The 21,689-nt window shown below is 72.6% G+C and carries 25 protein-coding genes; 2 read left to right on the top strand and 23 right to left on the bottom strand.

Annotated elements, in window-relative coordinates:
* Positions 1-98 precede the first annotated feature (98 nt).
* Positions 99-338: a hypothetical protein gene (locus tag ACE7GA_RS04455; RefSeq protein ID WP_376096205.1), complete on the top strand. Its 240-nt coding sequence runs from the start codon at positions 99-101 to the stop codon at positions 336-338.
* Here ACE7GA_RS04455 and ACE7GA_RS04450 read toward each other — a convergent pair.
* From ACE7GA_RS04450 to ACE7GA_RS04360, 19 genes are all read right to left on the bottom strand, one after another.
* Positions 271-1,167 carry a hypothetical protein gene (locus tag ACE7GA_RS04450; protein ID WP_376096202.1) on the bottom strand — a complete coding sequence of 299 codons (897 nt, stop codon included), beginning with the start codon at positions 1,165-1,167 and terminating at the stop codon, positions 271-273. The genes ACE7GA_RS04455 and ACE7GA_RS04450 overlap by 68 nt on opposite strands.
* Before the next feature lie 166 nt (positions 1,168-1,333).
* Positions 1,334-1,513 (bottom strand): hypothetical protein, encoded by a 180-nt coding sequence (locus ACE7GA_RS04445; protein WP_376096199.1) that lies wholly within the window; start codon positions 1,511-1,513, stop codon positions 1,334-1,336.
* 15 nt (positions 1,514-1,528) lie between these two features.
* On the bottom strand, positions 1,529-2,479 hold the full coding sequence (locus ACE7GA_RS04440) for a DMT family transporter (RefSeq protein WP_376096196.1): 951 nt from the start codon (positions 2,477-2,479) through the stop codon (positions 1,529-1,531).
* A complete protein-coding gene (locus ACE7GA_RS04435; RefSeq protein ID WP_376096193.1) occupies positions 2,479-3,297 on the bottom strand; it encodes a DUF6065 family protein in 819 nt (272 codons plus the stop codon). Before ACE7GA_RS04435 ends, ACE7GA_RS04440 begins: the two co-directional genes overlap by 1 nt.
* 101 nt (positions 3,298-3,398) lie before the next feature.
* The gene (locus ACE7GA_RS04430; RefSeq protein WP_376096190.1) at positions 3,399-4,025 is read right to left on the bottom strand and encodes a hypothetical protein; all 627 of its coding nucleotides are present in this window, start codon (positions 4,023-4,025) and stop codon (positions 3,399-3,401) included.
* A gap of 241 nt (positions 4,026-4,266) precedes the next feature.
* Positions 4,267-4,482, bottom strand: a complete 216-nt coding sequence (locus ACE7GA_RS04425; protein ID WP_376096187.1) for a hypothetical protein — start codon at positions 4,480-4,482, stop codon at positions 4,267-4,269.
* 278 nt (positions 4,483-4,760) lie between these two features.
* Positions 4,761-5,798 carry an ABC transporter ATP-binding protein gene (locus ACE7GA_RS04420; protein WP_376096184.1) on the bottom strand — a complete coding sequence of 346 codons (1,038 nt, stop codon included), beginning with the start codon at positions 5,796-5,798 and terminating at the stop codon, positions 4,761-4,763.
* The gene (locus ACE7GA_RS04415) at positions 5,795-6,670 is read right to left on the bottom strand and encodes an ABC transporter permease (RefSeq protein ID WP_376096181.1); all 876 of its coding nucleotides are present in this window, start codon (positions 6,668-6,670) and stop codon (positions 5,795-5,797) included. Before ACE7GA_RS04415 ends, ACE7GA_RS04420 begins: the two co-directional genes overlap by 4 nt.
* Positions 6,667-7,605 (bottom strand): ABC transporter permease, encoded by a 939-nt coding sequence (locus ACE7GA_RS04410; RefSeq protein WP_376096178.1) that lies wholly within the window; start codon positions 7,603-7,605, stop codon positions 6,667-6,669. The genes ACE7GA_RS04415 and ACE7GA_RS04410 overlap by 4 nt, the downstream gene beginning before the upstream one ends.
* Positions 7,605-9,152: an ABC transporter substrate-binding protein gene (locus ACE7GA_RS04405; RefSeq protein WP_376096175.1), complete on the bottom strand. Its 1,548-nt coding sequence runs from the start codon at positions 9,150-9,152 to the stop codon at positions 7,605-7,607. The genes ACE7GA_RS04410 and ACE7GA_RS04405 overlap by 1 nt, the downstream gene beginning before the upstream one ends.
* 35 nt (positions 9,153-9,187) lie before the next feature.
* Entirely contained in the window at positions 9,188-10,330 is a 1,143-nt protein-coding gene (locus ACE7GA_RS04400; RefSeq protein ID WP_376096172.1) for an NAD(P)/FAD-dependent oxidoreductase, read from the bottom strand.
* An 8-nt stretch (positions 10,331-10,338) separates the two neighbouring features.
* Positions 10,339-11,712: an FAD-dependent oxidoreductase gene (locus ACE7GA_RS04395; protein ID WP_376096169.1), complete on the bottom strand. Its 1,374-nt coding sequence runs from the start codon at positions 11,710-11,712 to the stop codon at positions 10,339-10,341.
* On the bottom strand, positions 11,709-11,984 hold the full coding sequence (locus ACE7GA_RS04390) for a (2Fe-2S)-binding protein (RefSeq protein WP_376096166.1): 276 nt from the start codon (positions 11,982-11,984) through the stop codon (positions 11,709-11,711). The genes ACE7GA_RS04395 and ACE7GA_RS04390 overlap by 4 nt, the downstream gene beginning before the upstream one ends.
* 10 nt (positions 11,985-11,994) lie before the next feature.
* Complete coding sequence (locus ACE7GA_RS04385; protein ID WP_376096163.1) at positions 11,995-12,690, bottom strand: SDR family NAD(P)-dependent oxidoreductase; 696 nt, start codon at positions 12,688-12,690, stop codon at positions 11,995-11,997.
* Positions 12,683-13,420, bottom strand: coding sequence for an ABC transporter ATP-binding protein (locus ACE7GA_RS04380; protein ID WP_376100095.1), 738 nt, complete (start codon positions 13,418-13,420; stop codon positions 12,683-12,685). Before ACE7GA_RS04380 ends, ACE7GA_RS04385 begins: the two co-directional genes overlap by 8 nt.
* Entirely contained in the window at positions 13,354-13,686 is a 333-nt protein-coding gene (locus tag ACE7GA_RS04375) for an ATP-binding cassette domain-containing protein (RefSeq protein ID WP_376096160.1), read from the bottom strand. Before ACE7GA_RS04375 ends, ACE7GA_RS04380 begins: the two co-directional genes overlap by 67 nt.
* Positions 13,687-13,786: 100 nt before the next feature.
* Positions 13,787-14,494, bottom strand: a complete 708-nt coding sequence (locus ACE7GA_RS04370) for a 2OG-Fe(II) oxygenase (protein WP_376096157.1) — start codon at positions 14,492-14,494, stop codon at positions 13,787-13,789.
* Complete coding sequence (locus ACE7GA_RS04365; protein ID WP_376096154.1) at positions 14,491-15,123, bottom strand: methylated-DNA--[protein]-cysteine S-methyltransferase; 633 nt, start codon at positions 15,121-15,123, stop codon at positions 14,491-14,493. The genes ACE7GA_RS04370 and ACE7GA_RS04365 overlap by 4 nt, the downstream gene beginning before the upstream one ends.
* The gene (locus ACE7GA_RS04360) at positions 15,120-15,593 is read right to left on the bottom strand and encodes an Ada metal-binding domain-containing protein (protein WP_376096151.1); all 474 of its coding nucleotides are present in this window, start codon (positions 15,591-15,593) and stop codon (positions 15,120-15,122) included. The genes ACE7GA_RS04365 and ACE7GA_RS04360 overlap by 4 nt, the downstream gene beginning before the upstream one ends.
* A 178-nt stretch (positions 15,594-15,771) precedes the next feature.
* Here ACE7GA_RS04360 and ACE7GA_RS04355 point away from each other — a divergent pair, with 178 nt between their 5' ends.
* Complete coding sequence (locus ACE7GA_RS04355) at positions 15,772-16,962, top strand: MFS transporter (RefSeq protein ID WP_376096148.1); 1,191 nt, start codon at positions 15,772-15,774, stop codon at positions 16,960-16,962.
* Positions 16,963-17,058: 96 nt separating this feature from the next.
* Here the strand turns inward: ACE7GA_RS04355 and ACE7GA_RS04350 are convergent, their stop codons facing one another.
* From ACE7GA_RS04350 to ACE7GA_RS04335, 4 genes are all read right to left on the bottom strand, one after another.
* Entirely contained in the window at positions 17,059-18,813 is a 1,755-nt protein-coding gene (locus tag ACE7GA_RS04350; RefSeq protein ID WP_376096145.1) for a thiamine pyrophosphate-binding protein, read from the bottom strand.
* Between the two features lie 93 nt (positions 18,814-18,906).
* Positions 18,907-19,353, bottom strand: coding sequence for a DUF1801 domain-containing protein (locus tag ACE7GA_RS04345; RefSeq protein WP_376096142.1), 447 nt, complete (start codon positions 19,351-19,353; stop codon positions 18,907-18,909).
* Positions 19,354-19,359: 6 nt separating this feature from the next.
* Positions 19,360-20,337 carry an alpha-ketoacid dehydrogenase subunit beta gene (locus ACE7GA_RS04340; protein ID WP_376096139.1) on the bottom strand — a complete coding sequence of 326 codons (978 nt, stop codon included), beginning with the start codon at positions 20,335-20,337 and terminating at the stop codon, positions 19,360-19,362.
* The gene (locus tag ACE7GA_RS04335; protein WP_376096136.1) at positions 20,334-21,359 is read right to left on the bottom strand and encodes a thiamine pyrophosphate-dependent dehydrogenase E1 component subunit alpha; all 1,026 of its coding nucleotides are present in this window, start codon (positions 21,357-21,359) and stop codon (positions 20,334-20,336) included. Before ACE7GA_RS04335 ends, ACE7GA_RS04340 begins: the two co-directional genes overlap by 4 nt.
* Positions 21,360-21,689 lie beyond the last annotated feature (330 nt).

Below are 21,689 nucleotides of genomic sequence, written 5' to 3'. Positions count from 1 at the left end.
TTTGGGGCAGGTGACGTTGGAAGACGGTCGTTGGGGCGAGGACGGGCTGACGGGCGCGGGCAGGCTTGCCCGCGTTGCCGCCGGCCGGGGGCGCCACGATGCATGACGAGGCTTGGCGCGCCGCGCTGGCCGCCGCGGTCCGTTCGGCGCTGACGGAGGGCATGCGGGGGGCCGACGACCCCATGGCGTTCCTCGGCGCGTCGCGGGAGCAGCTCGGTGCCCTCGTCCGGGAGATGACGATCCGGGCGGACGGCGCCCCGGACGGCGAGGTCAACCTCGCCGTCGCGCAGGAGGTCGAGCAGGCGATCCGCGACATGATGACGCGCCTGTTGAACTGACCGGGCGCACGGCGCGATGCCGGCCGTGGCCGGGGTGGCGGGCCGTGGCGTCACGTGCTGCCGACGTGGCTGGCCCGCATGCGGCGAAGCATCGCGTCCGCCACCAGACCCCCGGGGAGGATCGGGGGAGTCGGTCCGCCACCCCGTCGCCGCGGGCGGGCTCGCCGGACCGGAGCAGGTGGTGGGCGAGGCCGAGCGGCGTCAGCGGATCGCCGCCGGGCAGGCTGAGGTCGTCCAGGTCGTACAGGGCGCCGGCCGGGGCCTCCACCTCCAGCCGGGTGACGCGGCCGGTTCGGTCGTCGCGCCGCCGGGGACGCAGGACCTCCGACGTCACGTCGTGGTTCCCGAGGAAGAGGATGCCCTCCGTCCGCAGGGCGATGACGCCGCGCGGGCCGGGGGCGGGGCGGGTGAGGTGGACCGCGCCCCGAACCGTATTCCAGGGGTTGAAGGGATTGTAGGTGCCGGCCGCGAAGGCGAGGACCGGTCCGGTCTCCCCCCGGGCGAAGACGTCGTGGCGCCAGAGGAGGTCGTCGGCGCGCACCTCCGGGCGGGCGAGGAGATCGCGGTAGAGCCCGAGCGTCTCGGCGGGCGAGGCAGCGGCGAGGGCCGACCATTCCTCCAGGGTCTCGGCGGTGAAGGTCAGGTGGACGAGTCGCCCACCCTCCTGCCGCGCGTGCCATTCGAGGTCCGGCGACTGCTGGCGACGGTGGACCGGCACCCGGATGAGGGTATCGCCACGCCGCTCATGCAGCAGGCCGAGGCCGAGGGTCGCGGCGGCGAGGTGCTGCCGCGGGAGGGCGGCGTATCGCGGGAAGGCCAGGTCGCGCATGGGCATCTCCGTCTGGGCCCGATCGGCCCGGGGAGCGGGGTCGCCCGCTCCGTGATCCGGACCTGCGGCCGCAGGGCGGGACAGGTCGAGGTCCGCCCAGGTCCGGACGGGAACGGGAGGGAACGGCGCGCCGGATGATCCGGCCGGACACGGCCCCCGCGCGGGATCAGCCCTGGGCGCCGATCAGCCGCTGCGCGACGAGCGCGCGCTCGACCGCGCCGAGGAGGTTCGCCGCGGCATCGCGCCCGGTCGCCTGCGCGTAGCAGGCGAGGTTCTGGACCACGTGCTCCAGGCGCGCACGCCCGTCGCGTGCAGCGATGTCGGTGGTGAGTTCGTCCTGGGTCATGGGACCTCCTGCATGTCAGGCCACCACGGGCCGGTGGGGGGTAGGCGGCGCGGCGCCGGCGGCGCCGTTCCGGTTCTCCGCCTCCGGGCGGAGGGCGTAGATGACGGCGCCCGCGACCATGACGGCCATGGCGAGCGCATCGGCGAGGGGCGGCACCTCGCCGAGGACCGGGAAGGCGAGCGCCGCGGTGATGGCGGGGGTGAGGGAAAGGCAGACCGTCGCGGGGGCCGCGCCCAGGAGGCAGATCGTGCGGTTCACCGCCACGAGCCAGCCCACGCCGACGACGAAACCCTGGAAGCCAACCTGGAGGGCGAGGGCGCTGGACGGGAGGGCGGCGATGTCTTCGAAGCCACCCGTCGCGGCGAGCGCGAGGACGCCGCCGGCGCCGGAGAAGACCGCGACGAACGCAGCGCCCTCGATCGCGCTGAAGCCCGAGTTCTTGAGGCGGGCGAAGTAGCTCGCGCCGAGGAAGGCGGAGCCGCAGAACATCGCGTAGCCGATGAGGGCTTCGCCGCCATCGGCGGCTTCGAGGCCGGCGAGGGCGGTCGCGCCGCCGGCGATGAGGAGGACGCCCGCGACGGCACGGCGGGAGGGGACGGTGCCGAGGAAGAGGCCGAGGATGACGCTCATCACGGGCATGAGGCCGAGGCCGAGCGCGGCGCCGTGGGCCGCGTGGACGTGGACGAGGGCGCCGGCGACGAGGAGCGCGAGCGGCGTGCCCTGGAGCACGGCGAGGATAGCACCTTCCCGCCATTCCGCTGCGCCGAGACGGCGGCCGCGGAGGAGCAGGGGGCCGAGCACGAGCGCCGCGACGGCGTAGCGCAGCGTCGTGATCTGGAGCGGCGACAGGCCCTGCGCGGTGACGCCGAGGCGGGTGATGACCGGGAAGGCCGCCGAGGTGAGCAAAGCGGCCCCGATCCAGGCCGCCTTCACCCACCAGGCGCGGGTCGGGGCCGGCCCGGCCATCAGTCGCCCCCGTGCGGGGAGTCGAGCCGCTTCCGGTCGCGGCGCGACTCCGCGGCGTAGGCGCCGGGACGGCGGTTCGGGTCCGTGTTGGGACGGACGAGGGTGTGCCGGAAGGCGTCCCATTCCGCGCCGCCCCAGGCGTCGAGCCCTTCGACGACCTCCATGCTCTCGAGCACGGCGTCGGTCAGGGTCGCGCGCTGCACGGGCTGCGCCTGGATCAGCGGGAAGCCGGCCTGGAGGCGCACGGGCTGGCCGGTGCGGCAGAGGCGGATGTTCGTGAAGATGGGGCCGAACCAGCGATCGGTCTCGACGACGCCTTCATACTGTTCGTAGCCGAGGTCGCGCGGGGCGTTGGCCGGCGGACGGAGAAGGAGGTTCCAGCCCGGCGCGGTGCGCGCGACGAGGCCGGTCCAGATCTGCACGACGCCCGGTTCGGTGAGCGCGGCCAGGAAGGTGGGTGAGAAGCCCTGCACGTCCGCCGGCGCGTGCGCGTCGAAATGCGCGGCGAAGTCCGGGAACTGCGCGACGCGAAGGGGATACCAACCTTCGGCCCCGTCATAGGTCCAGTTGACGGTGGTGCCGCCATCCCAGACGAATTCCATGTCCATCGGTGGGAAGAGGTGCCAGCCGAAGGCGGCGGCGGAGGTCACGGCCTCGCAGTGACGGTAGGCGCGGATGGGGAGCGTGCCGTAAGCGTCGCGTCCCGCGCGCTGCGGTGCGCGGGCGCCGGGAATGACGGAGAAGAATCGCGCGATGGGGCCCGCGACGGGCGCCGCCGCCGTCCCGCTCGCCGCCGTCATCGGTGCTTCATAGCCCATCGCGACCACATCCCACGGGGTAGAGGAGGACGCCCCTGTGCGCGCCGTACGGAACCTTGCGGCCCGGGGCGCGTGGCCCCGGGCCGGCATTCAGGGACGCGTCAGATCGCGCGCTGGAGACCGCCGAGCGAGACGCGGCCGGCGTCGGAGACGGTCTTCGAAGCGGTGACCAGGACTGCCTTCTGGAGGCCGCCCGTGGAGACGCGGCCGGCGTCGGACACCGCCTTCGGCGCCACGATGGTCTTCTGGAGGCCGCCGGCGGAGACGCGGCCGGCATCGGTCACGGTCTTCGGGGCGGTGATGACAAGGGACTTCTGGAGACCGCCGAGGGAGATGCGGCCCGCATCCGCCACCGCCTTCGGGGCGACCGCGATGGTCTTCTGGAGGCCGCCGGTGGACACGCGGCCGGCATCGGACACCGCCTTCGGGGCGGCGACGATCGCCTTCTGGAGGCCGCCCGTGGAGACGCGGCCGGCGTCGGACACCGCCTTCGGCGCCACGATGGTCTTCTGGAGGCCGCCGGCGGAGACGCGGCCGGCATCGGCCACCGCCTTCGGGGCGGTGATGAGGAGGACCTTCTGGAGACCGCCGAGCGACACGCGGCCCGCATCCGCCACCGCCTTCGGGGCGACCGCGATGGTCTTCTGGAGGCCGCCGGTGGACACGCGGCCGGCATCGGACACCGCCTTGGGGGCGGTCAGGAGGACGGGGGTCCGGAGATCGCTCATGCTGTCGTTCCTTCGCTCGGTGGATCGTTCGACCGCGGCGGACCTCGCGGGTCCGTGTTCGGTGGACGAAAGACAGCACGGCACGCGTCATCGCTGCGTCAGGGTATCGTGAGCGCTGCGTGAAATCGGCGACGCGGATCAGAAAGCCGTGCGCGTTCCGGCCGGCGGGCGTTTGACGCCGGAACGGGAAGAGCGCCGTCTGGGAGTAGGTCGGGAGGCCGGGCGGTGCCCGGCCTGCCCGTCAGGCGCGGCCGCCGGGGATCACCCGCAGTTCGGGCGCGCGGGGACGGGCGCGCGTCACGGGGCGCAGGGCGGGCCAGCCGTGAAGCAAGGCGAGGACGTCGGCAAGGAGCTCGTCCACGCCCTCAAGCCCCTCGGTGCGCGCGAACTCGGCCAGCCGCTCGATGCTGCGGAGCAGAGCGGGGTCCGGGCTGTTCGCGGACGCTTCGCGCGCCATGGCCTCTTGTCCTACGCGCACGCGTTCCGGGAAGGGCCGCGCCGCGACGCCGCATACCATCAGAAACCAATCCGCGTTGCAAACACGACGATGCGATCACGGGACGAGTGCCGCCGGAGGAGGCGTCGCCCGGGCGGGGCCTGGGGGGCGCGGTGGTCCGGGGCGCCGGGGCCGTCACGGGCGTGGTCAGCCCTCCTGGCACTGCTGTCGGGGCCCAACGGTCGGGGCCCAGCCTTTCGGCCCGTCCCCGAACCCGGCGGGCTCGCGGGCCGATGGATCTACGCGGCGGGCGTGCCGGGACCGTGGAGGTGGCACGCGACGCCACCCTGCCCGGTCGCGGTCCAACCGGGGTAGGCCGTGGCGCAGACCGGCAAGGCGCGGGGGCAGCGCGGGTGGAAGTGGCAGCCCCGCGGGGGACTGGCGGCGGAGGGGAGCTCGCCGGTGAGGCGGGGTAGCGCGCCGCGCAGGGCTGGATCGGGAACGGGCGAGGCGTCGCGCAGCACGCGCGCGTAGGGGTGCAACGGATCCCGCAGGACGCGGTCCACCGGCCCTTCCTCGATGATGCGACCCAGATACATCACCGCGACACGGTCGCAGAACCAGCGGACCACCGACAGGTCGTGGCTGACGAAAAGGAAGGAGAGCCCGCGCCGCCGCTGCAGGTCGCGCAGAAGCAGCAGCACCTGTGCCTGCACCGAGACGTCGAGGGCGGAAACCGGTTCGTCGGCGACGATGAGTTCGGGCTCGACCGTCAAGGCACGGGCGATGCCGATGCGCTGGCGCTGGCCGCCGGAGAATTCGTGCGGGAAGCGGTCGAGGGCCGAGGGCGGGAGGCCGACTTCCTCGAGCAACGCCGCGGCGCGGTCGCGGGCTGCGGGTCCGCGCGCGATGCCGTGCAGGCGAAGCGGTTCGATCAGGGCGGAGCCGATGGTCTGCCGCGGGTCGAGCGAGGAATACGGATCCTGGAAGACGATCTGCATGCGCTGCCGCAGTGCGCGCAGGTCGCCGCCGCGCGCGGCGGTCACGTCCTGCCCGCGGTAGAGGACGCGGCCCGCATCGGGTTCGATCAGTCGCAGAAGGGCGCGGGCCGCGGTGGACTTGCCGCAGCCGGATTCGCCGACGAGGCCGAGAGCCTCGCCGGGGGCGATGGAGAAGGAGACGCCGTCCACGGCGCGGACCGTCACCGTCTCCCGCTTCGGGAAGCCGCGCGTGACGGTGAAATGCTTCCGTAGCCCTTCCACCTGCAGCAGCGGGGCGTATTCGGGCGACCGGTTCACGTTGCGCGGCTGCGCCGCTTCACGATCGGTCGCCATCATTCCGCGCGGAGCTTCGGGTCGGTTGCGTCGCGCAGGCCGTCGCCGACCATGTTGAGGCCGAGGACGAGGAAGAGGATCGCGACGCCAGGCGCCACCGCGAGCCAGGGGGCGTCGAGGATGTTCTCGAACCCGTCGCGGGTCATGCCCCCCCAGGTCGGGGTGGGGGGCTTCACGCCGAGGCCGATGAAGGAGAGCGATGCCTCCACCCGCACCGCCGTCGCGAGCCAGAGGGAGGTCATCACCAGCACCTCCGGCAGGATGTTGGGGAGGATGTGCCGGAAGAGGATGCGCGCATGGGAGAAGCCGAGGGCACGGCCGCCCTCGACGAAGGCGCGTTCCTTCAGGGCGAGCGTCGGCGCGCGCGCGATGCGGGCGAAGGGCGCGATCGCGGTGAGGGCGATGGCGAAGACGAGGTTCTGGAGGTCCGGCCCGAGCAGCGCGACGACGATGAGGCCGAGGATGAGCGAGGGGAAGGAGAGCAGGACGTCCATCACCTGCATGGTGATGAGATCGGTGCGGCCGCCGATGTAGCCGGAGACCATACCGATGACCCCGCCGATCACCGCCGCCACGGCGATGGCACCGAGCGAGACGATGAGCGAAATGCGCGCGCCCCAGAGGAGGCGTGACAGCACGTCGCGGCCGAACTGGTCGGTGCCGAGGAGGAATTCGGCGTTCGGGGCGACGAGGCGGTTGATGACGTCCTGCTCCGCCGGGTCGGTCGGTGCGATCCAGGGGGCGAGGATCGCGGCCAGCGCGATGAGGATGCAGATGACGGCGCCGATCGCCGTCGTGGGGTTGGCGAGGGCCTTGCGAAGGGCGCGCGAAAGCGCGTTCGGGCGCGCGGGGGCGCCGGCCGTCGTGACGCTCACGCCTTCACCCTGGGATCGAGCACGCCATAGAGCAGGTCCGTGACGAGGTTCACGACGACGATGAGGAAGCAGTAGATCACCATCAGCCCCTGCAACATCGTGTAGTCCCGCTGGTTCAGCGCGCCGACGATGATCTTGCCCAGCCCAGGGCGGTTGAAGACGATCTCCGTGAGTACGGAATTGCCGATGAGGATACCGACGTAGAGGCCGACCACCGTGACGACGGGGATCGACGCGTTGCGCAGGCCGTGGACCCAGACCACGCGTCGCCAGGGGACGCCCTTCGCGCGCGCGGTGCGGATGTAGTCCTCCGACAGGCTTTGCAACATGGCGCTGCGCGTCACGCGGGTGACGTACGCGGCCATGACGAGGCCGAGGGTGATCGCGGGCAGGATCAGCTTGTGCAGGCGGTCCATCGGGTCCGACAGGTCGGCGTTGCCGATCACCGGGAAGATGCGCCAGTGCAGCGCGAAAGCCAGAAGCAGGAAGATGCCGGAGACGAAGACGGGGAAGGAGAGGCCGAGGAGGGAGAGCAGCCGCGCCGCGACGTCGATGACGCGGTTTCGATGGAGCGCGGCGGCAATGCCCGCGGGGATGCCGACGACCACGCCGATCACCAGGGAGGCGAGGGTCAGGTCGAGGGTATGGGGGAGGACGGCGGTCACCTCCTCCAGGATCGGGCGTCCCGTGACCATGGAGCGGCCGAAATCGCCGGTGAGCGCGGAGGTCACGAAGGACAGGTATTGCGCCCCGATCGGCTGGTCGAGGCCGAGGCGGGCGCGCACGGCGGCCGCGGCCTCCGGCGTCGCCTGGTCGCCGAGGATGACGAGGGCCGGATCGCCGGGGATGACGCGGACGATCAGGAACACCAGCGTCAGCACGGCCAGCAGCGTCGGCGCCGCCGCGAGGAGACGGCGCGCGACGAAGCCGAGCATTACCGGAACCGCGTCCCTTCCGTGATCAGCGGCCCGAGCGACATGGAGCCGCGGAGATCGTAGCCGTAGTCCAGGTTGTCGCGGCGGGCGAAGACCAGCAGCGTTTCGAAGAGCGGCACGCCGCAGACATTCTGGACGAGGATGCGCTGCGCCTCGGCCCAAAGGCGCATCTGCTCCTGCGGGTTCGTGGACACCCGCGCCGCGTCGATCTGGCTGTCGGCCTGGTTGCAATGGGAAAAGTTCGTCACGGCCGTGGGTGTCTGGACGATGCTGCGGCCATGGAAGAACTGGGTGAGGTAGATGTCCGCCACCGGGAAGCGCGCGGCGGCGTAGTAGACCATCGGGGAAAGGTTCTGGCGGATCTGCTGGTGGAAGGTCGCGTGCTCCACGACCTGCAGGTCCAGCGTGATCCCGGCGCGGCGGAGCTGCTGCTGCACGACCTGCATCGCGCTGAGCATTTCCGGCAGCTGGGTATGGATGGCGCGGATGGTGATGCCGTTGGGATGGCCGGCCTCGGCCAGCAAAGCCCGCGCGCGGGCCGGGTCGTGCGGCAGCAGGCCGACGTCGTTCGTGAAGCCGAGGTAGCCGCGGGGGACGAGCGATTGGCCTTCCCGCGATACGCTCTCACCGCGCCAGCGCACGAGTTCCGCGCGGTTCACCGCATGCGCGACGGCCTGCCGCACGCGGATGTCGTTGAAGGGCGGCATGGAGGTGTTGAGGTTGAGGATCGCGAGCTCGCCCGGCTCGAACACGTCCACGATCGTGTTGGGGATCTGCCGCGTGCGGTTCTGCCAAGCCTGGTCGGAACGGCCGTAGTTCAGGTCGAGTTCCCGGGCCTGGAAGGCGAGGTCGCGCGAGGCGTCCGACGGAATGAAACGGTAGGAGATCCGGGGGATCTGCGGCGTACCACGGAAGTAGCCGGCATGCGCCGTGAGTTCCGCCGACTGGTTCGGCGTGACGCGGTCCATCGCGAAGGGGCCGGTGCCCACGGGGTTGCGGGCGAAGTCGGCGCCGCGTTCCTCGACCGCTCGGCGGGACACGATGTAGCCGCCGGAATAGGCCGTGAGGATGCCGAGGAGGGAGGGCACGTTTTCCCGCAGCGTGATTCGGACGGTGTGGGGGTCCACGGCCTCGATCGCCTCGAAGGCGCGGAAGTCGGCGGAGAAGGCGGAGGACTGCGCGTTCGCGGCCTTGCGGAGGGAGAAGACCACGTCGTCGGCGGTGAGTTCGCCGTAGTTGCCGTGGAAGCGCACGCCGCGGCGAAGGTGGAAGGTCCAGGTCTTCCCGTCCTCGCTGCTTTCCCAGCGCTCGGCCAGGTCGGGCTCGACCTCCGCCGGGTTGATGGATCCGGGCTTGAAGCGGACGAGGCCGTTGAACATCCAGGCGACGACGACGCGGTCGGGCGTGGAGACCGCGAAGTGCGGGTCGAGCCGGCCGATGTCCTGCGCGGCCATGCCGACGCGGAGCGTCCCGCCCTGGCCCTGCGCGACCGCCGCGCCGGATGCCAGCGCGAAAGCCCCTGCGAGAAGTGCCGTCCCGAACCGCATCCCCATTCTCCCCGTTTTCGTGACGCGATCAGACCCTATTCCAGCCGGGTCTTCCAGGGGTCCTCGGCAGGCGCCGCGTGGCCGGCGAAGCGCTCGATGCCCAGGCCGTCGAGCGACGTGTCGCTGCGGCCGTCGAGGACGAGTTCGGCCAGCACCGCGCCGACGGCGGGGCCGAGCATGAAGCCCTGGCCGGAGAACCCGAAGGCATGGATCAGCCCGGGCGTCGTGCGGGACGGGCCCATGACGGGCAGCGCGTCGGGCATGCCGCCGTCGATACCGGTCCAGGAGCGGATGACCATCGCGTCGCGCAGGACGGGCAGGATCTCGATCGCGCGGGCCATCGCGTTGAAGGCCGGGGCGGGGAGCGGACGGGAGACGGGGATGGAGGCGTCGGATTCGCCGCGGCCGCCGCCGAAGATGACGTTCCCCCGGCTGATCTGCCGCAGGTACACGTCGCCGCCGACGACGCCGAGGTTGTGAGGGCAGATCGCGGGCAGCGGTTCCGTGACGAGCATGTTGGGATTCAGGGATTCGATCGGCACGGGCTCGCCGAAGGTCGCGGCGACGCGGCCGCCCCAGTAGCCCGCGGTGTTCAGCAGGATGGGGGCGATGAAGGTTTCGCCGTTGGCTTCCAGCGCGAAATCGTCGCCTTGCCTTGCCATCCCGGTGACGGCGTGGCGTTCCAGGATCGTCGCCCCGGCCTCCCGCGCGACGCGGGCCAGGGCGGGGGCGAGGAGGCGGGGGTTGGCGGCGCCGTCTTCCTCCAGCAGCGAACCGGCGACGACGCGGTCCGAGAAGGCGGGGACCTCCGTGCGGATGGCGTTGCCGCCGATCATGCGGGGCCGCAGGCCGTATTCGGCGGCCTTCGCGTTCCAGCGGAGGAGTTCGGCCTCCTCCGCCTCGTTGCGCGCGAGCTTCAGGTGGCCGCAGGCTTCGAACTCGGAGTCCGTGCCGCAGATGTCCCGCATCCGCGACCACATCTGGCGCGACCGCAGCGCCAGCGGGATCTCGGCGGGGTGGCGGCCCTGCTGACGCACGCCGCCATGGTTCACGCCGCTCGCCTGGGAACCGACGAGCCCGCGTTCGAGCAGGATCACGCGGGCGCCCCGTTGTGCCAGGTGCAGGGCGGCGGAACAGCCCGCGCCGCCGCCGCCGAGGATGAGGACATCGGCCTTCACGGAGGCCTTCATGCCGGTACTGCCACGGGAACGGGCTTCACCGGCGGCTGGCCGCGGAGGCGCCCGACCTCCTCGACCGTGCAGCCCAGCGCGGCGGCCAGCACTTCCGCCGCGGGCGGGCCACAGACGCGCCCCTGGCAGCGGCCCATGCCGACCCTCGAAAAGGCCTTGGCGCGGTTGACCTCGGGTGCCGCGCCGGTCGCGGCGGATTCGGATGCCGCGGCGCGGAGGTCGCCGGCGGTGACGGATTCGCAGCGGCAGAGAATCGTGTCGTCCGGCATCGCAGCCGCGAGGTGAGCGGGGAAGGGGAAGGCGGCGTCGAGGGCCGCACGGAAGCGGGACTGCCAGGCGAGGACGCGGTCAAGGCGCGCGGCCTCGCCCCCATCCACGGTCATGCCGTGGTCCGCCATCAGGGCGAAGGCGGCGCGGCGGCCCGCGAGTTCGGCGGCGTCCGCGCCGGCGATGCCCGCGCCGTCACCGGCCAGGTAAATGCCGGCGCGTGCGGTGCGGCCGACGGCGTCGCGCTCGGGCACCCAGGCATGGCCCGAATGGTCGAAGCGGAAGGGGATGCCGGCGAGGTCGGCGAGCTGCGCCTCGGGCTTCAGGTGCCAGCCCATGGCCACGGCGTCGCAGGCGATGGCGTGGTCCTTCCCGCCGGCATCGGTGAAGTGAACGGCACCGACCGCCGTATCGCCCGTGATCGCGCGGGGCGTCGCCCCTTCGAAGACCGGCACGCGGGCGGCGCGGAGGGCGGCGACGTAGTACAGGCCCTTGGCGAAGGTCGCGGGCCCCAGCAGCATCCGCGGCGCGGCGGCGGCTTTCGTGGCGAAGGGCGTGGTGTCCACGACGGCCGCGACCTCGGCGCCGGCCTTGCGGTACTGGTGGGCGCAGTACCAGAGCAGCGGGCCCGTGCCGACGAAGGCGACGCGGCGGCCGATGGCTGCCCCCTGCGTCTTCAGCGCGACCTGCGCGCCGCCGACCGTCGTCACGCCCGGCAGGGTCCAGCCGGGGATTGGGATGACCCGGTCCATCGCGCCGGTGCAGAGGATCGCGGCATCGAACGGGACCTCCGCGCGGTCGGTGCCGGCGGCCAGCGTGTCGATCAGGTTGGCGGTGCGGCGGATGTTCCAGACCAGCGTGTCGGGGCGCCAATCCGCCTTCATGCGGGCCGCGTCGGCGGCGGCGTGCAGCGACTGTGCCCGGCGGGCCTCGAAGCCGTAGAGGTCGCGGTGGGAGCGGGTGAAGCCGGCGGGCGGGCGCTGGTAGATGCGGCCGCCGCTGGTGGGGCCTTCCTCGATCCAGACGGGGGAGAGCCCGTGTTCGACCAGCGCCTCGACCGCGCGCGTACCGGCCGGGCCGGCGCCGACCACCACGACCTTCATCGGCGCGTCACGGCCATGCCGTCCTCCGCGAGGGTGGTGCAGGCGCGGCGGGTGCCGAGCCCGTCCACGCGCATCCAGCAATCCTGGCAGGCGCCCATGAGGCAGAAGCCGGCGCGCGGGCCATCGCCGAATTCGGAGGTGCGGAGATGGCCGAGGCCGCCGGCGAGGATGGCGGTCAGCAGCGTGTCACCGCGCTTCGCCGCGACGGGCGCGCCGTCCACGGTGAAGGTCAGCGCGGGGCGGTCCTGGTCTAGCAGGCGGATGAGGGTCACAGGCCCCTCCTCACAAGAACGGTTCCAGGCGCCAGTTCACGAGCATCTCCCCGACGGTGGCGGTGTTGGGCAGGCGCAGCGCGGTCTCGACGAGGGCGGCGACGTCCTCCGGCCGCGTCATGGCGTCGCGTGCGACGGCCGTCACGTGCGCGGTCATGTCGGTGTCCACGAAGCCGGGGCAGACCGCGGTGGCGCGGATGCCGGCATCCCAGCCCTGTTTCCGGATGGCCTGTGTCAGCGCGACCACCGCGAATTTGGACAGGGAGTAGCCCGTGTTCTCGTTGGCGACGCGCTTGCCGGAGAGGGATGCGATGTTGACGACCCGACCCTCCCCACAGGCCGCGAGGTGCGGCCAGGCGTGGCGTGTCAGGCGCATCGGGCCCTTCACGTTGACGCGCCACATCAGGTCGTGGGCGCCTTCGTCCTCGTCGAGGAAATTGGCCATGGGGTTGATCCCCGCGGCGTTGACCAGCGCGTCCACGCGGCCATGCGCCGCAACGGCCTCCGTGACGAAGGAGGCGGCGAGGGCCTCGTCCTCCGCCTCGTAGCGATGCACCGTCAGGTTGCCGCGGGGCTGGAGCGACGACGGATCGCGCACCCCCGCTGCGACGGCGTAGCCGATGTGCAGAAGGCGGTCGACGACGGCGGCGCCGATGCCGCGATTGGCGCCGGTGACGAGGGCGACGCGACCGAAGGGGTCAAGCACGGGTCTTCTCCGCGACGTGGCAGCGGACGGAATGGCCGGCCGCAATGGGGGCGAGGCGCTGCGGGTCGTCGCAGCCGTCCTGGCGCAGCGGGCAGCGGGCGGCGAAGCGGCATCCCCGCGGCATGGCGTCAAGCGGCGGCACGCGGCCAGGGATGGCAGCGAGTTGCTGGTGGTCCAGGTCCAGGCGCGGGATCGCGGCGAAGAGGGCGCGCGTGTAGGGGTGCGCCGGCGCTGCGAAGACGGCACGGACCGGCGCTTCCTCGACCACCTGGCCCGCATACATCACGGCGACGCGGTCGGCGATCTGGGCGACGACGCCCATGTTGTGGGTGATGAAGACCACGGCCATGCCGTGGCGGTGCTTCAGGTCATCCAACAGACCGAGGACCTGGGCCTGGATGGTGACGTCCAGCGCCGTCGTCGGTTCGTCGGCCAGCAGCACGGCGGGGTCGCAGGCCAGCGCCACCGCGATCATCACGCGCTGGCGCATTCCGCCGGAGAACTGGTGCGGATATTCGCGCAGGCGCGTCGCGGCGGAGGGGATCTTGACCTCCTCGAACAACTCGCGCGCGCGCTCCAGCGCGGCCTTGCGGGAAATGCCCCGGTGGATGCGCAGCACCTCCGCGACCTGGTCGCCGACCGTCATCACGGGGTTCAGCGACGTCATCGGTTCCTGGAAGACCATGCCGATGCGGTCGCCGCGGAGGCGTTCCTTCTCGCGCTCCGGCAGGTGCGCGATCTCCGCGCCGTCCAGGCGGATGGAGCCGCCGGCGACGCGGCCGCCGGGGGCTGCACCAGGCCCATGATGGACAGCGCGGTCACCGACTTGCCGCAGCCGCTCTCGCCCACCACGGCCAGGGTTTCGTCCCGCGCGACGCGGAGGGAGACGCCGTCCACTGCTGGATACCAGCGGCCGTTGATACGGAACTCCGTACGCAGGTCCTCGACGTCAAGCGCGGGAACCTTCAGCGCGGGACGGGGGATCACCTCGCTCATGGGCCGACCTTGGCCGCGAAGCGGGCCGGGGTGAAGAGAGGGGCCGGAAGAATCGCCTGGGGCGCGGACCCGGGACCGGCCGCGGCCAGTCCCGGTTCCCCTACGCCGCGTCGTGGAACGGGATGCCCAGAGTGTGGCGCAGGCCGGATCGCACGCGGCTGACGCCGTGCCGCATCGTGACCCGGTAGGTCCCGCGCGAGCCGCGGACCGGGCGGTGATGGGTGGCGAAGACCACGCCCTCCCCCTGCCGGAGCGGCACGACCTCCACGCGCGACTGCATGCGCGGGCGCTGTTCCGTCAGCACGAACTCGCCGCCGGTGAAGTCGCGCCCGGGATCGGAGAGGAGGAAGGCGACCTGCAGCGGGAAGACGTGTTCCCCGTACAGGTCCTGGTGCAGGCAGTTGTAGTCGTCGGCGACGTAGCGCAGCAGCAGCGGCGTCGGCCGGCGCTGCCCCGCCGCGTGGCAGGTGGCGAGGTAGTCGTCGTGCTCCGCCGGGAAGTCCCTACCCGTCCAGCGGGCGGCGAGGGGCGCGAGCCGCGCGTAGAAGGCCCGGCGCAGGCCGGCGACGAGCGCCGGTAGGGGCGCGGCATAGTACCCGTACTCGCCGCGCCCGAAGCCGTGCCGCGCCATCACGATCCGGCTGCGGAACAGCGACGCATTGTCGTAGCCCGCGGCCAGCGCGGCGCATTCGGAGGGCGTGAGGAGCGGGCCCGTCGTCGCGCAGCCCGCCCCATCCAACGACGCTGCGATCGCGTCGTAGTCCAGGGCCGCGACGCGCGGCGCGACCGTGTCGGCGACGGCGTTCATGCCGCGGCTCCCCGCCCCGCCTCGCCCCGGGCCTCGCGGTCGAGGAGGGCGCGCTTCCGCTCGATCCCCCAGCGGTAGCCCGCGAGGTCGCCGCCGATCCGCACCACGCGGTGGCAGGGGATGGCGATCGCGATCGCGTTGTTCGCGCAGGCCGCGGCGACGGCGCGGACGGCGCGCGGCTGCCCGATGCGCTCCGCGATTTCCGTATAGGTCGCGGTCGTGCCGGCGGGGATGTCGCGCAGGGCCGCCCAGACGCGCTGCTGGAAGGCGGTGCCCTGCACGTCGAGCGGCAGGTCGGTGCCGGTGGTCGGCCGCTCCACCAGCGCGACGACGCGCGCGACCAGCGCCTCGAACTCCGCATCGCCGCCGATCAGGCGGGCCTTGGGGAAGCGGCCCTGCAGGTCGTCCAGCAGGGCCGTCGGATCGTCGCCGAGGGCGATGGCGCAGATGCCCCGTGCCGTCGCGGCGACGAGGACGGCACCGAGCGAGCATTCGCCGATCGCGAAGCGGATCTCCGCCCCGCGCCCGCCGTCGCGCCATTCGCCCGGCCGCATGCCGAGGATGGCGTCCGCCTTCTCGTAGAAGCGGGAGGAGGAGCCGTAGCCCGCGCCGTACAGGGCTTCCGTCACCGACCCGGCCTCGGCCAGTTCGGCCCGGACGCGTACGGCGCGGTGCGCGGCGCCGTAGGCGCGGGGGTGACGCCGGTCACCTCCTTGAAGACACGGTGGAAGTGGAAGGGGGACAGGCCCGCGGCTTCGGCCAGCGCGGCTAGGGGCGGGGTCTCCTCCGCCTCCTCGATGGTGCGGCAGGCCTTCGCGACGGCGGCGGCGTGGCGCTCCGCGGGGCTTTCGCCGGCGGGGTGGCAGCGCTTGCAGGCGCGATAGCCCGCGCGCTCGGCCGCGGCGGGAGTCGCGTGGAAGCCGATGTTCTCCGTCCGCGCGGGGCGGGCGGCGCAGGAGGGGCGGCAGTACACGCCCGTCGTCAGCACGGAATAGACGAAGTGCCCGTCGGCCGCGCGATCGCGCGCCCGCACGGCGCGGAGGCGCGCGTCGTCGTCGGGGTAGGGGAGGGTGGTCTCCCGGGTCATCTCGGCCAGCATGGCAGAACTCCTTCGGGTCGTCCGTTTCGGATGGTCCGAAGATGCGGCGGGGGCTTTCCGGAAGCCCCCGCCCCTTGCGGCGCAATCGCAGATCGGGCGCGCCGGATTGGACCGCAAGCGGCGGAGCGCGGGGTTGGGCGGGGCGGGGCATGTCGGGACATCCCTGGAGGACCCTGCCGTGAACCCCTTGCCCCGTCTCCTCGCCGCCGCGGGCGGCATTCACCTCGCGGACCAGGTTACGGTCGCCGCGCTGCCGCTGACGGCGGTGCTGGTCCTGGGCGCCGGGCCGGGGACGGTGGGGGCGCTGCTGACGGCGCAGACCCTGGCCTGGCTGCTGCTGTCGCTGCCCGCGGGGGTGCTGGTGGACCGGGTGGGGCCGGTGCGGCTGCTGGCGGCATCGGGGCTGGCGGGGGCGGCGGGGTTGGCCGTGGCGGCGCTCGGGACAGGGTCGGCGGTGGTGCTGGGGATCGGGTCCTTCCTGGCCTCCGCGGGGACGGTGACCTTCGTCCTGGCGGCGGGGTCGGCGGTGCCGGCCCTGGCGGGGCGCGCCGACCTGCCGGCCGTGAACGCGCGGCTGGAGTTGGCGCGGGCCGTCGTGACCCTCGCGGCGCCGGCGCTGGCCGGATGGCTGGCGGAACACGGGGCGATCGCCTGGGCCTATCCGCTGGCCGCTGTCGGGGCCTTCATCTGCTGGGTGGCGGCGAGTGGATTGCCGGCGGCGCCGGTCCCGGCCGTGGACCGCCCGCCCCTGGGGACCCAGTTGCGCGAGGGCGCGGCCTTCGTGACCGGCCAGCCGATCCTGCGGGGTATCGCGCTGTGCGCCGTGTGCTGGAACTTCGGGTTCTTCGCGCTCCTCGCCGCGTACGTGCCGTTCGGGCTGGGTGCGGCAGGGCTGGATCCCGCGACGCTCGGGACGGCGGGGATGGGCTACGGCGCGGGGCTGCTGCTGGGGGCGGCGGCGGTGCCGGCCGCGATGCGGCGGCTCGGGGCGAATGCGGTGCTGGTCTTCGGGCCGGCGGCCTCGGTGGCAGCGCCGTTGCTCATCCTGGCAGCCGCACTGCCGGGGGCGCCGGGGGCGCTACTGGTCTTCGCGGGGCAGTTCCTGCTGGGCTTTGGGCCGATGATGTGGCTGGTGTGCCAGGTCAGCATCCGGCAGGCCGTGACGCCGCCGGCGCTGCTGGGGCGGGTGGGGGCAACGATCCAGGTTGCGATCTACGGCGTGCGGCCGATCGGGGCGCTGGCCGGCGGCGCGGTTGCCGCGACGCAGGGGCCCGCCGCCGGCCTGGTCCTGGCGGCGCTGGCCTTCGGATTGTCGCTGCTGGTGGCCGTGGTGTCCGACCTGCGCCGGCTGCGGGCCATCCCGGCCTGAGGCGGGCTGGCACGGCGGAGGACGCTTCGATGGCCAGAGCCCCCACGCCACGGGCCGAGCCGCGGGCCCGGTCGGGTGAAGCCCGCTGCCGGCCGGCTAGACGGGACGGTCGCCCTTCTCGACCTTGAGGGTGCGGTTATCGACGCCCGGGAGCATCTTGGCCGGGTCGCGCGTGACGATCACGTCCACGACGGTCGGGGTGGACGTGTTCGCCAGGCCTTCCCGAATCGCGTCGGGGATGCGGTCGGGATCCTCCACGCGGATGCCGCGGCAGCCCATGGTGTTCGCGATGGCCGCGTAGTCCATCTCGACGAGGTCGGAGGACTGGTAGTTGCCGTGGCCATACACCGCGTGCTGCAGCGCCTTCACGTAGCCGGAGGCCGCGTTGTTCACGACGAAGAGGATCGGGGCGACGCCGGTGCGCCGCGCCGTCTCGAGATCCCCGAGCGTCATGTTGAAGCCGCCATCGCCGGTCAGCGCGGCCACGCGCCGGTTCGGCCCGACGCCCAGCTGCGCGCCGATGGCACCGGGCAGGCCGTAGCCGATGGAGGCGAAGCCGCGGTCGGGGACGTAGTGACGTCCCGCCTTCTTCGTCTCGAACAGCAGCCCGGTCCAGTGTCCGGCGAAGCCGCCATCGGCCACGAGCACGCCGTCCTCCGGCATGAGCCGGTTCAGTTCGCCGATGAGGCGCGCAAGGTTGATGGGGCGCTCCGTGCTCTCCAGCCGGTCGCGGGCGTCGTGCTTCCACTTCGCCATGCGCGGCGCGACGGTGGCGGCCCATTCCGACCGTTCAGGGCCCGCACGGTCGTGCTTCCGGCCTTGCAGGGCATCCGCCAGATCGGTCAGGCCCGCCCCCATGTCGCCCCAGAGCGCGACGTCGCAGCGGGACGTCCGCCCGAACTCCTCCGCGAGGATATCGAGGTGGATGACGGGCACGCCCTCGGGCAGCAACTGGAAGCGCTTCGTCGCGATCTCCCCGAGCTTGCAGCCCGCAACAATCAGCAGGTCGGATTCCGCGATCAAGTCGTTGGCGATGCGCGAGTAGCGGCCGAAGAGGCCGGCGTTGAAGGGATGGGAACAGGCGATCGCGCCCTTGCCCGAGATGGTGTGGGCGAGCGGGATGGATCCCTCCTCCACCAGCCGCAGGCAGGGATCGTAGGCGACGGAGAGATGCGCGCCGCCGCCCACCAGCAGCATCGGGCGGCGGGCGCGGGCGATCATCGCCGCCGCACGCTCCACGTCCTCCCGCGCCGGGCGGGACCGCACGGCGGGGATGCGGGTGATCCGCTCGGGGACCTCGAAATCCGTGGGCGAGAACTCGTGTTCCCCGTGCGCCACGTCCTCCGGCACGTCGAGCACCACCGGTCCCGGTCGGCCGGAGGTCGCGACGGACAGCGCGCGGCGCAGCAGTTCGGGGATGCGCTTCGTGCTCTCGACTCGGATCAGTTCCTTCGCGGCGGGACGGAGAATCTCCACCTGCCGCGCCTCCTGCGTCATGTTCTTCCAGGCGTGGTCGCGGTTGGCGTCGCCCGTGATCGCGACGAGGGGCGTGCCGGCGTTCAGCGCCTCAACGAGCGCGGTGACGAGGTTGGTCGCACCCGGGCCGAGCGTCGCGTCCGCGAAGCCGACCCGGCCCGTGACGCGGGCATAGGCGTCGGCGGCGAAGCAGCCCGTGCGTTCGTCGTTGATGAGGAAGTGGCGCAGGCCGAGCGCCCGGCAGGCCTCGTAGAAGGGCAGCAGCTGGAAGCCGCCCATCCCGAAGATCGGGCCGGCGCCGGCGGCCTGGAGGGAGCGGGCCAGCGCCTCCCCGCCTGTCATCCGCACGGCGGTCGCGTTGGGGAGGGCGTCCATGTCGAAGCTCCTAGATGTCGGCTCGCCTGGAGCGCGGATGTCTGACCACGATTGGCCGATACGGTCGAACGGGGGTGCGTATGGCTTCCGACATCATTCCACTCCGCCTCGACCGCCCTTTGTGGAAGGTTTCTTCCTCGAAGCGGTATTGAGCGCCACCGCGGCGCGGACGAGCGCCTTGAGCGCTTCCTCGTCGATCCGATGGCCGTCGCGCAGGTCGATGGCGCGGCGGGTGTTGCCATCGAGGCTGGCGTCGAACAGACCTGACGGATCGTTCAGCGAGGCGCCCTTGGCGAAGGTCATCTTCACGACGCTCTTGTAGGTTTCGCCGGTGCAGATGATCCGGGCATGTGACCACACCGGCACGCCTCGCCACTTCCACTCCTCGACCACCTCCGGGTCGGCCTTGCGGATGAGGGCGCGGATCCGGGCGAGCAGCGTGCCGCGCCAGTCCTTCAGCTCCTCTATCCTCATGTCGATCAGGCGCGAGGGCGATTGCAGCGGCAGTCCCGGCCCGGCGCCGTTCTTCGTCGCCTGCATGGTCCTTCAGATCCGGACCAGCGCATGGGCGGCGCCGGCGACCTGCGCTTCGGTCAGGCGATGCAGGTCTTCCAGGGGCTTCGCGAAGGGTACGGGCGCGCGGGGACCGCCGAGGCGCACGGGGGCCGCCTTCAGGTCTGCATGGGCGTGCTCCACAATGTCGGCTACGATCTCCGCGCCGAACCCGCCGGTCTTCACGGCTTCCTGCACGACCAGCAGCCGCCCGGTCTTCCGGACGGAGGAGAGGACCGCGTCGCGGTCCCAGGGCCAGAGCGTCCGCAGGTCGAACAGGTCGACGCGGACACCATCGGCCACCAGCATCGGAACCGCCGCCTCGCAGATGTGGCGCATGCGGGACCAGGTGACGATCGTCACGTCCGGCCCTGCCGCGACACGTTCGGCGCGGCCGAGTTCCGCCGGCCCGGCATCCGGGTCCACGTCGCCGCGGACCTGCCAGAGTTCCTTGCTCTCCATGTACACGACGGGATCATCGCAGCGGATCGCGGCCTTCAGCAGCGCGTGGTTGTCCGCGGGCGTCGAGGGCGTCACCACGACCAGCCCGGGCACGTGCACCCAGAAGGCCTCGGTGGATTGCGAATGCTGCGCGGCGATGCCGGTGCGCAGGCCGATGGGCTGACGCACGACCAGCGGCACGCGGACCTGCCCGTCGAACATGTAGCGGATCTTCGCGGCCTGGTTCACGAGTTCGTCGGTGGCGCAAAGGGCGAAGTCGGCGAAGCGTAGTTCCGCGACGGGGCGCGTGCCGCAGACCGCGGCGCCGACGGCCGCGCCCATGATCGTGTTTTCGCTGATCGGCGTGTCCACGACGCGCTGCGATCCGAACATCTGCTGCAGGCCGCGGTACTGGCCGACGAGCCCGCCCTCCGGGCCCAGGTCCTCGCCCAGCGCCCAGACCAGCGGGTCCCGCTGCATCTCCTGCCGCAGGGCGAGGCAGGCGGCCTCGACATAGGTCATCTCGGTCATGCGAAGCGCGCCAGTTCTTCGGGGGCGCCGAGGTCCTGCACGTCCGTGAAGGCCTCGCGGAGCGGTGGGAAGGGCGCTACCTCGGCGTCCGCGACGTAGCCCGCGACCGCGGCGCGCGCGTCCGCCGCCGCGGCGTCGATCGCGGCGTCGGGCACGCCGGCGGCGCGCAGGGCAACTTCATAACGCTCGATGGGATCGTCCTTCATCCGTTCCGCGTGTTCGGCGGCGTCGCGATAGCCCGCCTTGTCCGGCGCGAAGTGGCCGCGCCGGCGGTAGGTGCGGAGGTGCAGGAAGGCCGGGCGGCGTTCGGCCCGCACTTCATTCACCATGCGCGTCGCGATGGTGACCACCGCGTCCAGGTCGTTGCCGTCGGCGCCTTCCGCCCGCACGCCCAGCGCCTCGGCGCGGGCCATGGGGCCGGGTCCTGCGGTCACGTCGGCGGTCCGGGTGGTCGCGGCGTAGCCATTGTCCTCGCAGACGAAAAGCATCGGCAGGCCGATCGCGGCGGTCCAGTTCAGCGCTTCCAGCAGCGGGCCGCGGTTCATCGCGCCGTCGCCGAACATCGCCGCGGCGATCCGGTCCTCACCCTTGATGATCGCGGCATGGGCGGCGCCGACCGCCAGCGTCACGCCATCTGCCACGACCCCGTTCGCGCCGAGCATGCCCACGCCGAAATCGGCGATGTGCATGGACCCGCCCTTGCCGCCGCAGGTGCCGCCGGCGCGCCCAAAGAGTTCCAGCATCATCGCCCGGGGATCGGCGCCCTTCGCGATGGCGTGGCCGTGGCCGCGATGGGTCGAGGCGAGCCAGTCGTCGCGCCGCAGCGCCGCGCAGACGCCGACGGCGACGGCTTCCTGCCCGATGGACTGGTGGACGGAGCCGCGGATCGCGCCGGCGAAGAAGCCCTCGGCGGCCGCTTCCTCGAAGGCACGGATGAGGTGCATCGTACGCAGGCGGGCCAGGCGGACGTCCGTGGACGGCGGGCGCCCGGCCTCGCGCGGGTCCGCGACACGCTGATCCATCCGGCGCTTCCCTCGATCCCTGGGCAGGATGGCAGCGCGGTTCGGCCGCCGGGGCAAGTGGGGGAGGCAGGCTTGCAGCACGCGCTGGTCCGGATGGTGCGCGACAGCGCGACGGTCTTCCGGCCGGAGGATGCGGGCGGGGTCCGGCTCGCCGCCTCCCATGCCGGGCGTTACGCGGCGCATCTCTGCGCCTCCGCCGGGCTGCGGGCGGCGATTCTGCACGATGCGGGGGTGGGGCGGGACGGGGCGGGGATCGGGGGCTGGACCTCGCGGACGGGTTCGGGATGGCCTGCGCGGCGCTGGACTACCGGTCCTGCCGGATCGGGGACG

The organism is Roseomonas sp. CCTCC AB2023176 (assembly GCF_042259275.1).
Classification (GTDB): Bacteria; Pseudomonadota; Alphaproteobacteria; order Acetobacterales; family Acetobacteraceae; genus Roseomonas.
Note: the sequence above shows the minus strand (reverse complement) of the source record. Positions and strands in the feature narration are given on the sequence as shown.

Coding starts and splice junctions, on each gene's coding strand:
- ACE7GA_RS04350 (WP_376096145.1), bottom strand. CDS start 18,813: ATGGACGCCCTCCCCAACGCGACCGCCGTGCGGATGACAGGCGGGGAG.
- ACE7GA_RS04425 (WP_376096187.1), bottom strand. CDS start 4,482: ATGGCGCGCGAAGCGTCCGCGAACAGCCCGGACCCCGCTCTGCTCCGC.
- ACE7GA_RS04445 (WP_376096199.1), bottom strand. CDS start 1,513: ATGACCCAGGACGAACTCACCACCGACATCGCTGCACGCGACGGGCGT.
- ACE7GA_RS04375 (WP_376096160.1), bottom strand. CDS start 13,686: ATGAGCGAGGTGATCCCCCGTCCCGCGCTGAAGGTTCCCGCGCTTGAC.
- ACE7GA_RS04435 (WP_376096193.1), bottom strand. CDS start 3,297: ATGGGCTATGAAGCACCGATGACGGCGGCGAGCGGGACGGCGGCGGCG.
- ACE7GA_RS04360 (WP_376096151.1), bottom strand. CDS start 15,593: ATGCTGGCCGAGATGACCCGGGAGACCACCCTCCCCTACCCCGACGAC.
- ACE7GA_RS04455 (WP_376096205.1), top strand. CDS start 99: ATGCATGACGAGGCTTGGCGCGCCGCGCTGGCCGCCGCGGTCCGTTCG.
- ACE7GA_RS04335 (WP_376096136.1), bottom strand. CDS start 21,359: ATGGATCAGCGTGTCGCGGACCCGCGCGAGGCCGGGCGCCCGCCGTCC.
- ACE7GA_RS04370 (WP_376096157.1), bottom strand. CDS start 14,494: ATGAACGCCGTCGCCGACACGGTCGCGCCGCGCGTCGCGGCCCTGGAC.
- ACE7GA_RS04345 (WP_376096142.1), bottom strand. CDS start 19,353: ATGCAGGCGACGAAGAACGGCGCCGGGCCGGGACTGCCGCTGCAATCG.
- ACE7GA_RS04420 (WP_376096184.1), bottom strand. CDS start 5,798: ATGATGGCGACCGATCGTGAAGCGGCGCAGCCGCGCAACGTGAACCGG.
- ACE7GA_RS04440 (WP_376096196.1), bottom strand. CDS start 2,479: ATGGCCGGGCCGGCCCCGACCCGCGCCTGGTGGGTGAAGGCGGCCTGG.
- ACE7GA_RS04395 (WP_376096169.1), bottom strand. CDS start 11,712: ATGAAGGTCGTGGTGGTCGGCGCCGGCCCGGCCGGTACGCGCGCGGTC.
- ACE7GA_RS04405 (WP_376096175.1), bottom strand. CDS start 9,152: ATGCGGTTCGGGACGGCACTTCTCGCAGGGGCTTTCGCGCTGGCATCC.
- ACE7GA_RS04450 (WP_376096202.1), bottom strand. CDS start 1,167: ATGCGCGACCTGGCCTTCCCGCGATACGCCGCCCTCCCGCGGCAGCAC.
- ACE7GA_RS04410 (WP_376096178.1), bottom strand. CDS start 7,605: ATGCTCGGCTTCGTCGCGCGCCGTCTCCTCGCGGCGGCGCCGACGCTG.
- ACE7GA_RS04430 (WP_376096190.1), bottom strand. CDS start 4,025: ATGAGCGATCTCCGGACCCCCGTCCTCCTGACCGCCCCCAAGGCGGTG.
- ACE7GA_RS04340 (WP_376096139.1), bottom strand. CDS start 20,337: ATGACCGAGATGACCTATGTCGAGGCCGCCTGCCTCGCCCTGCGGCAG.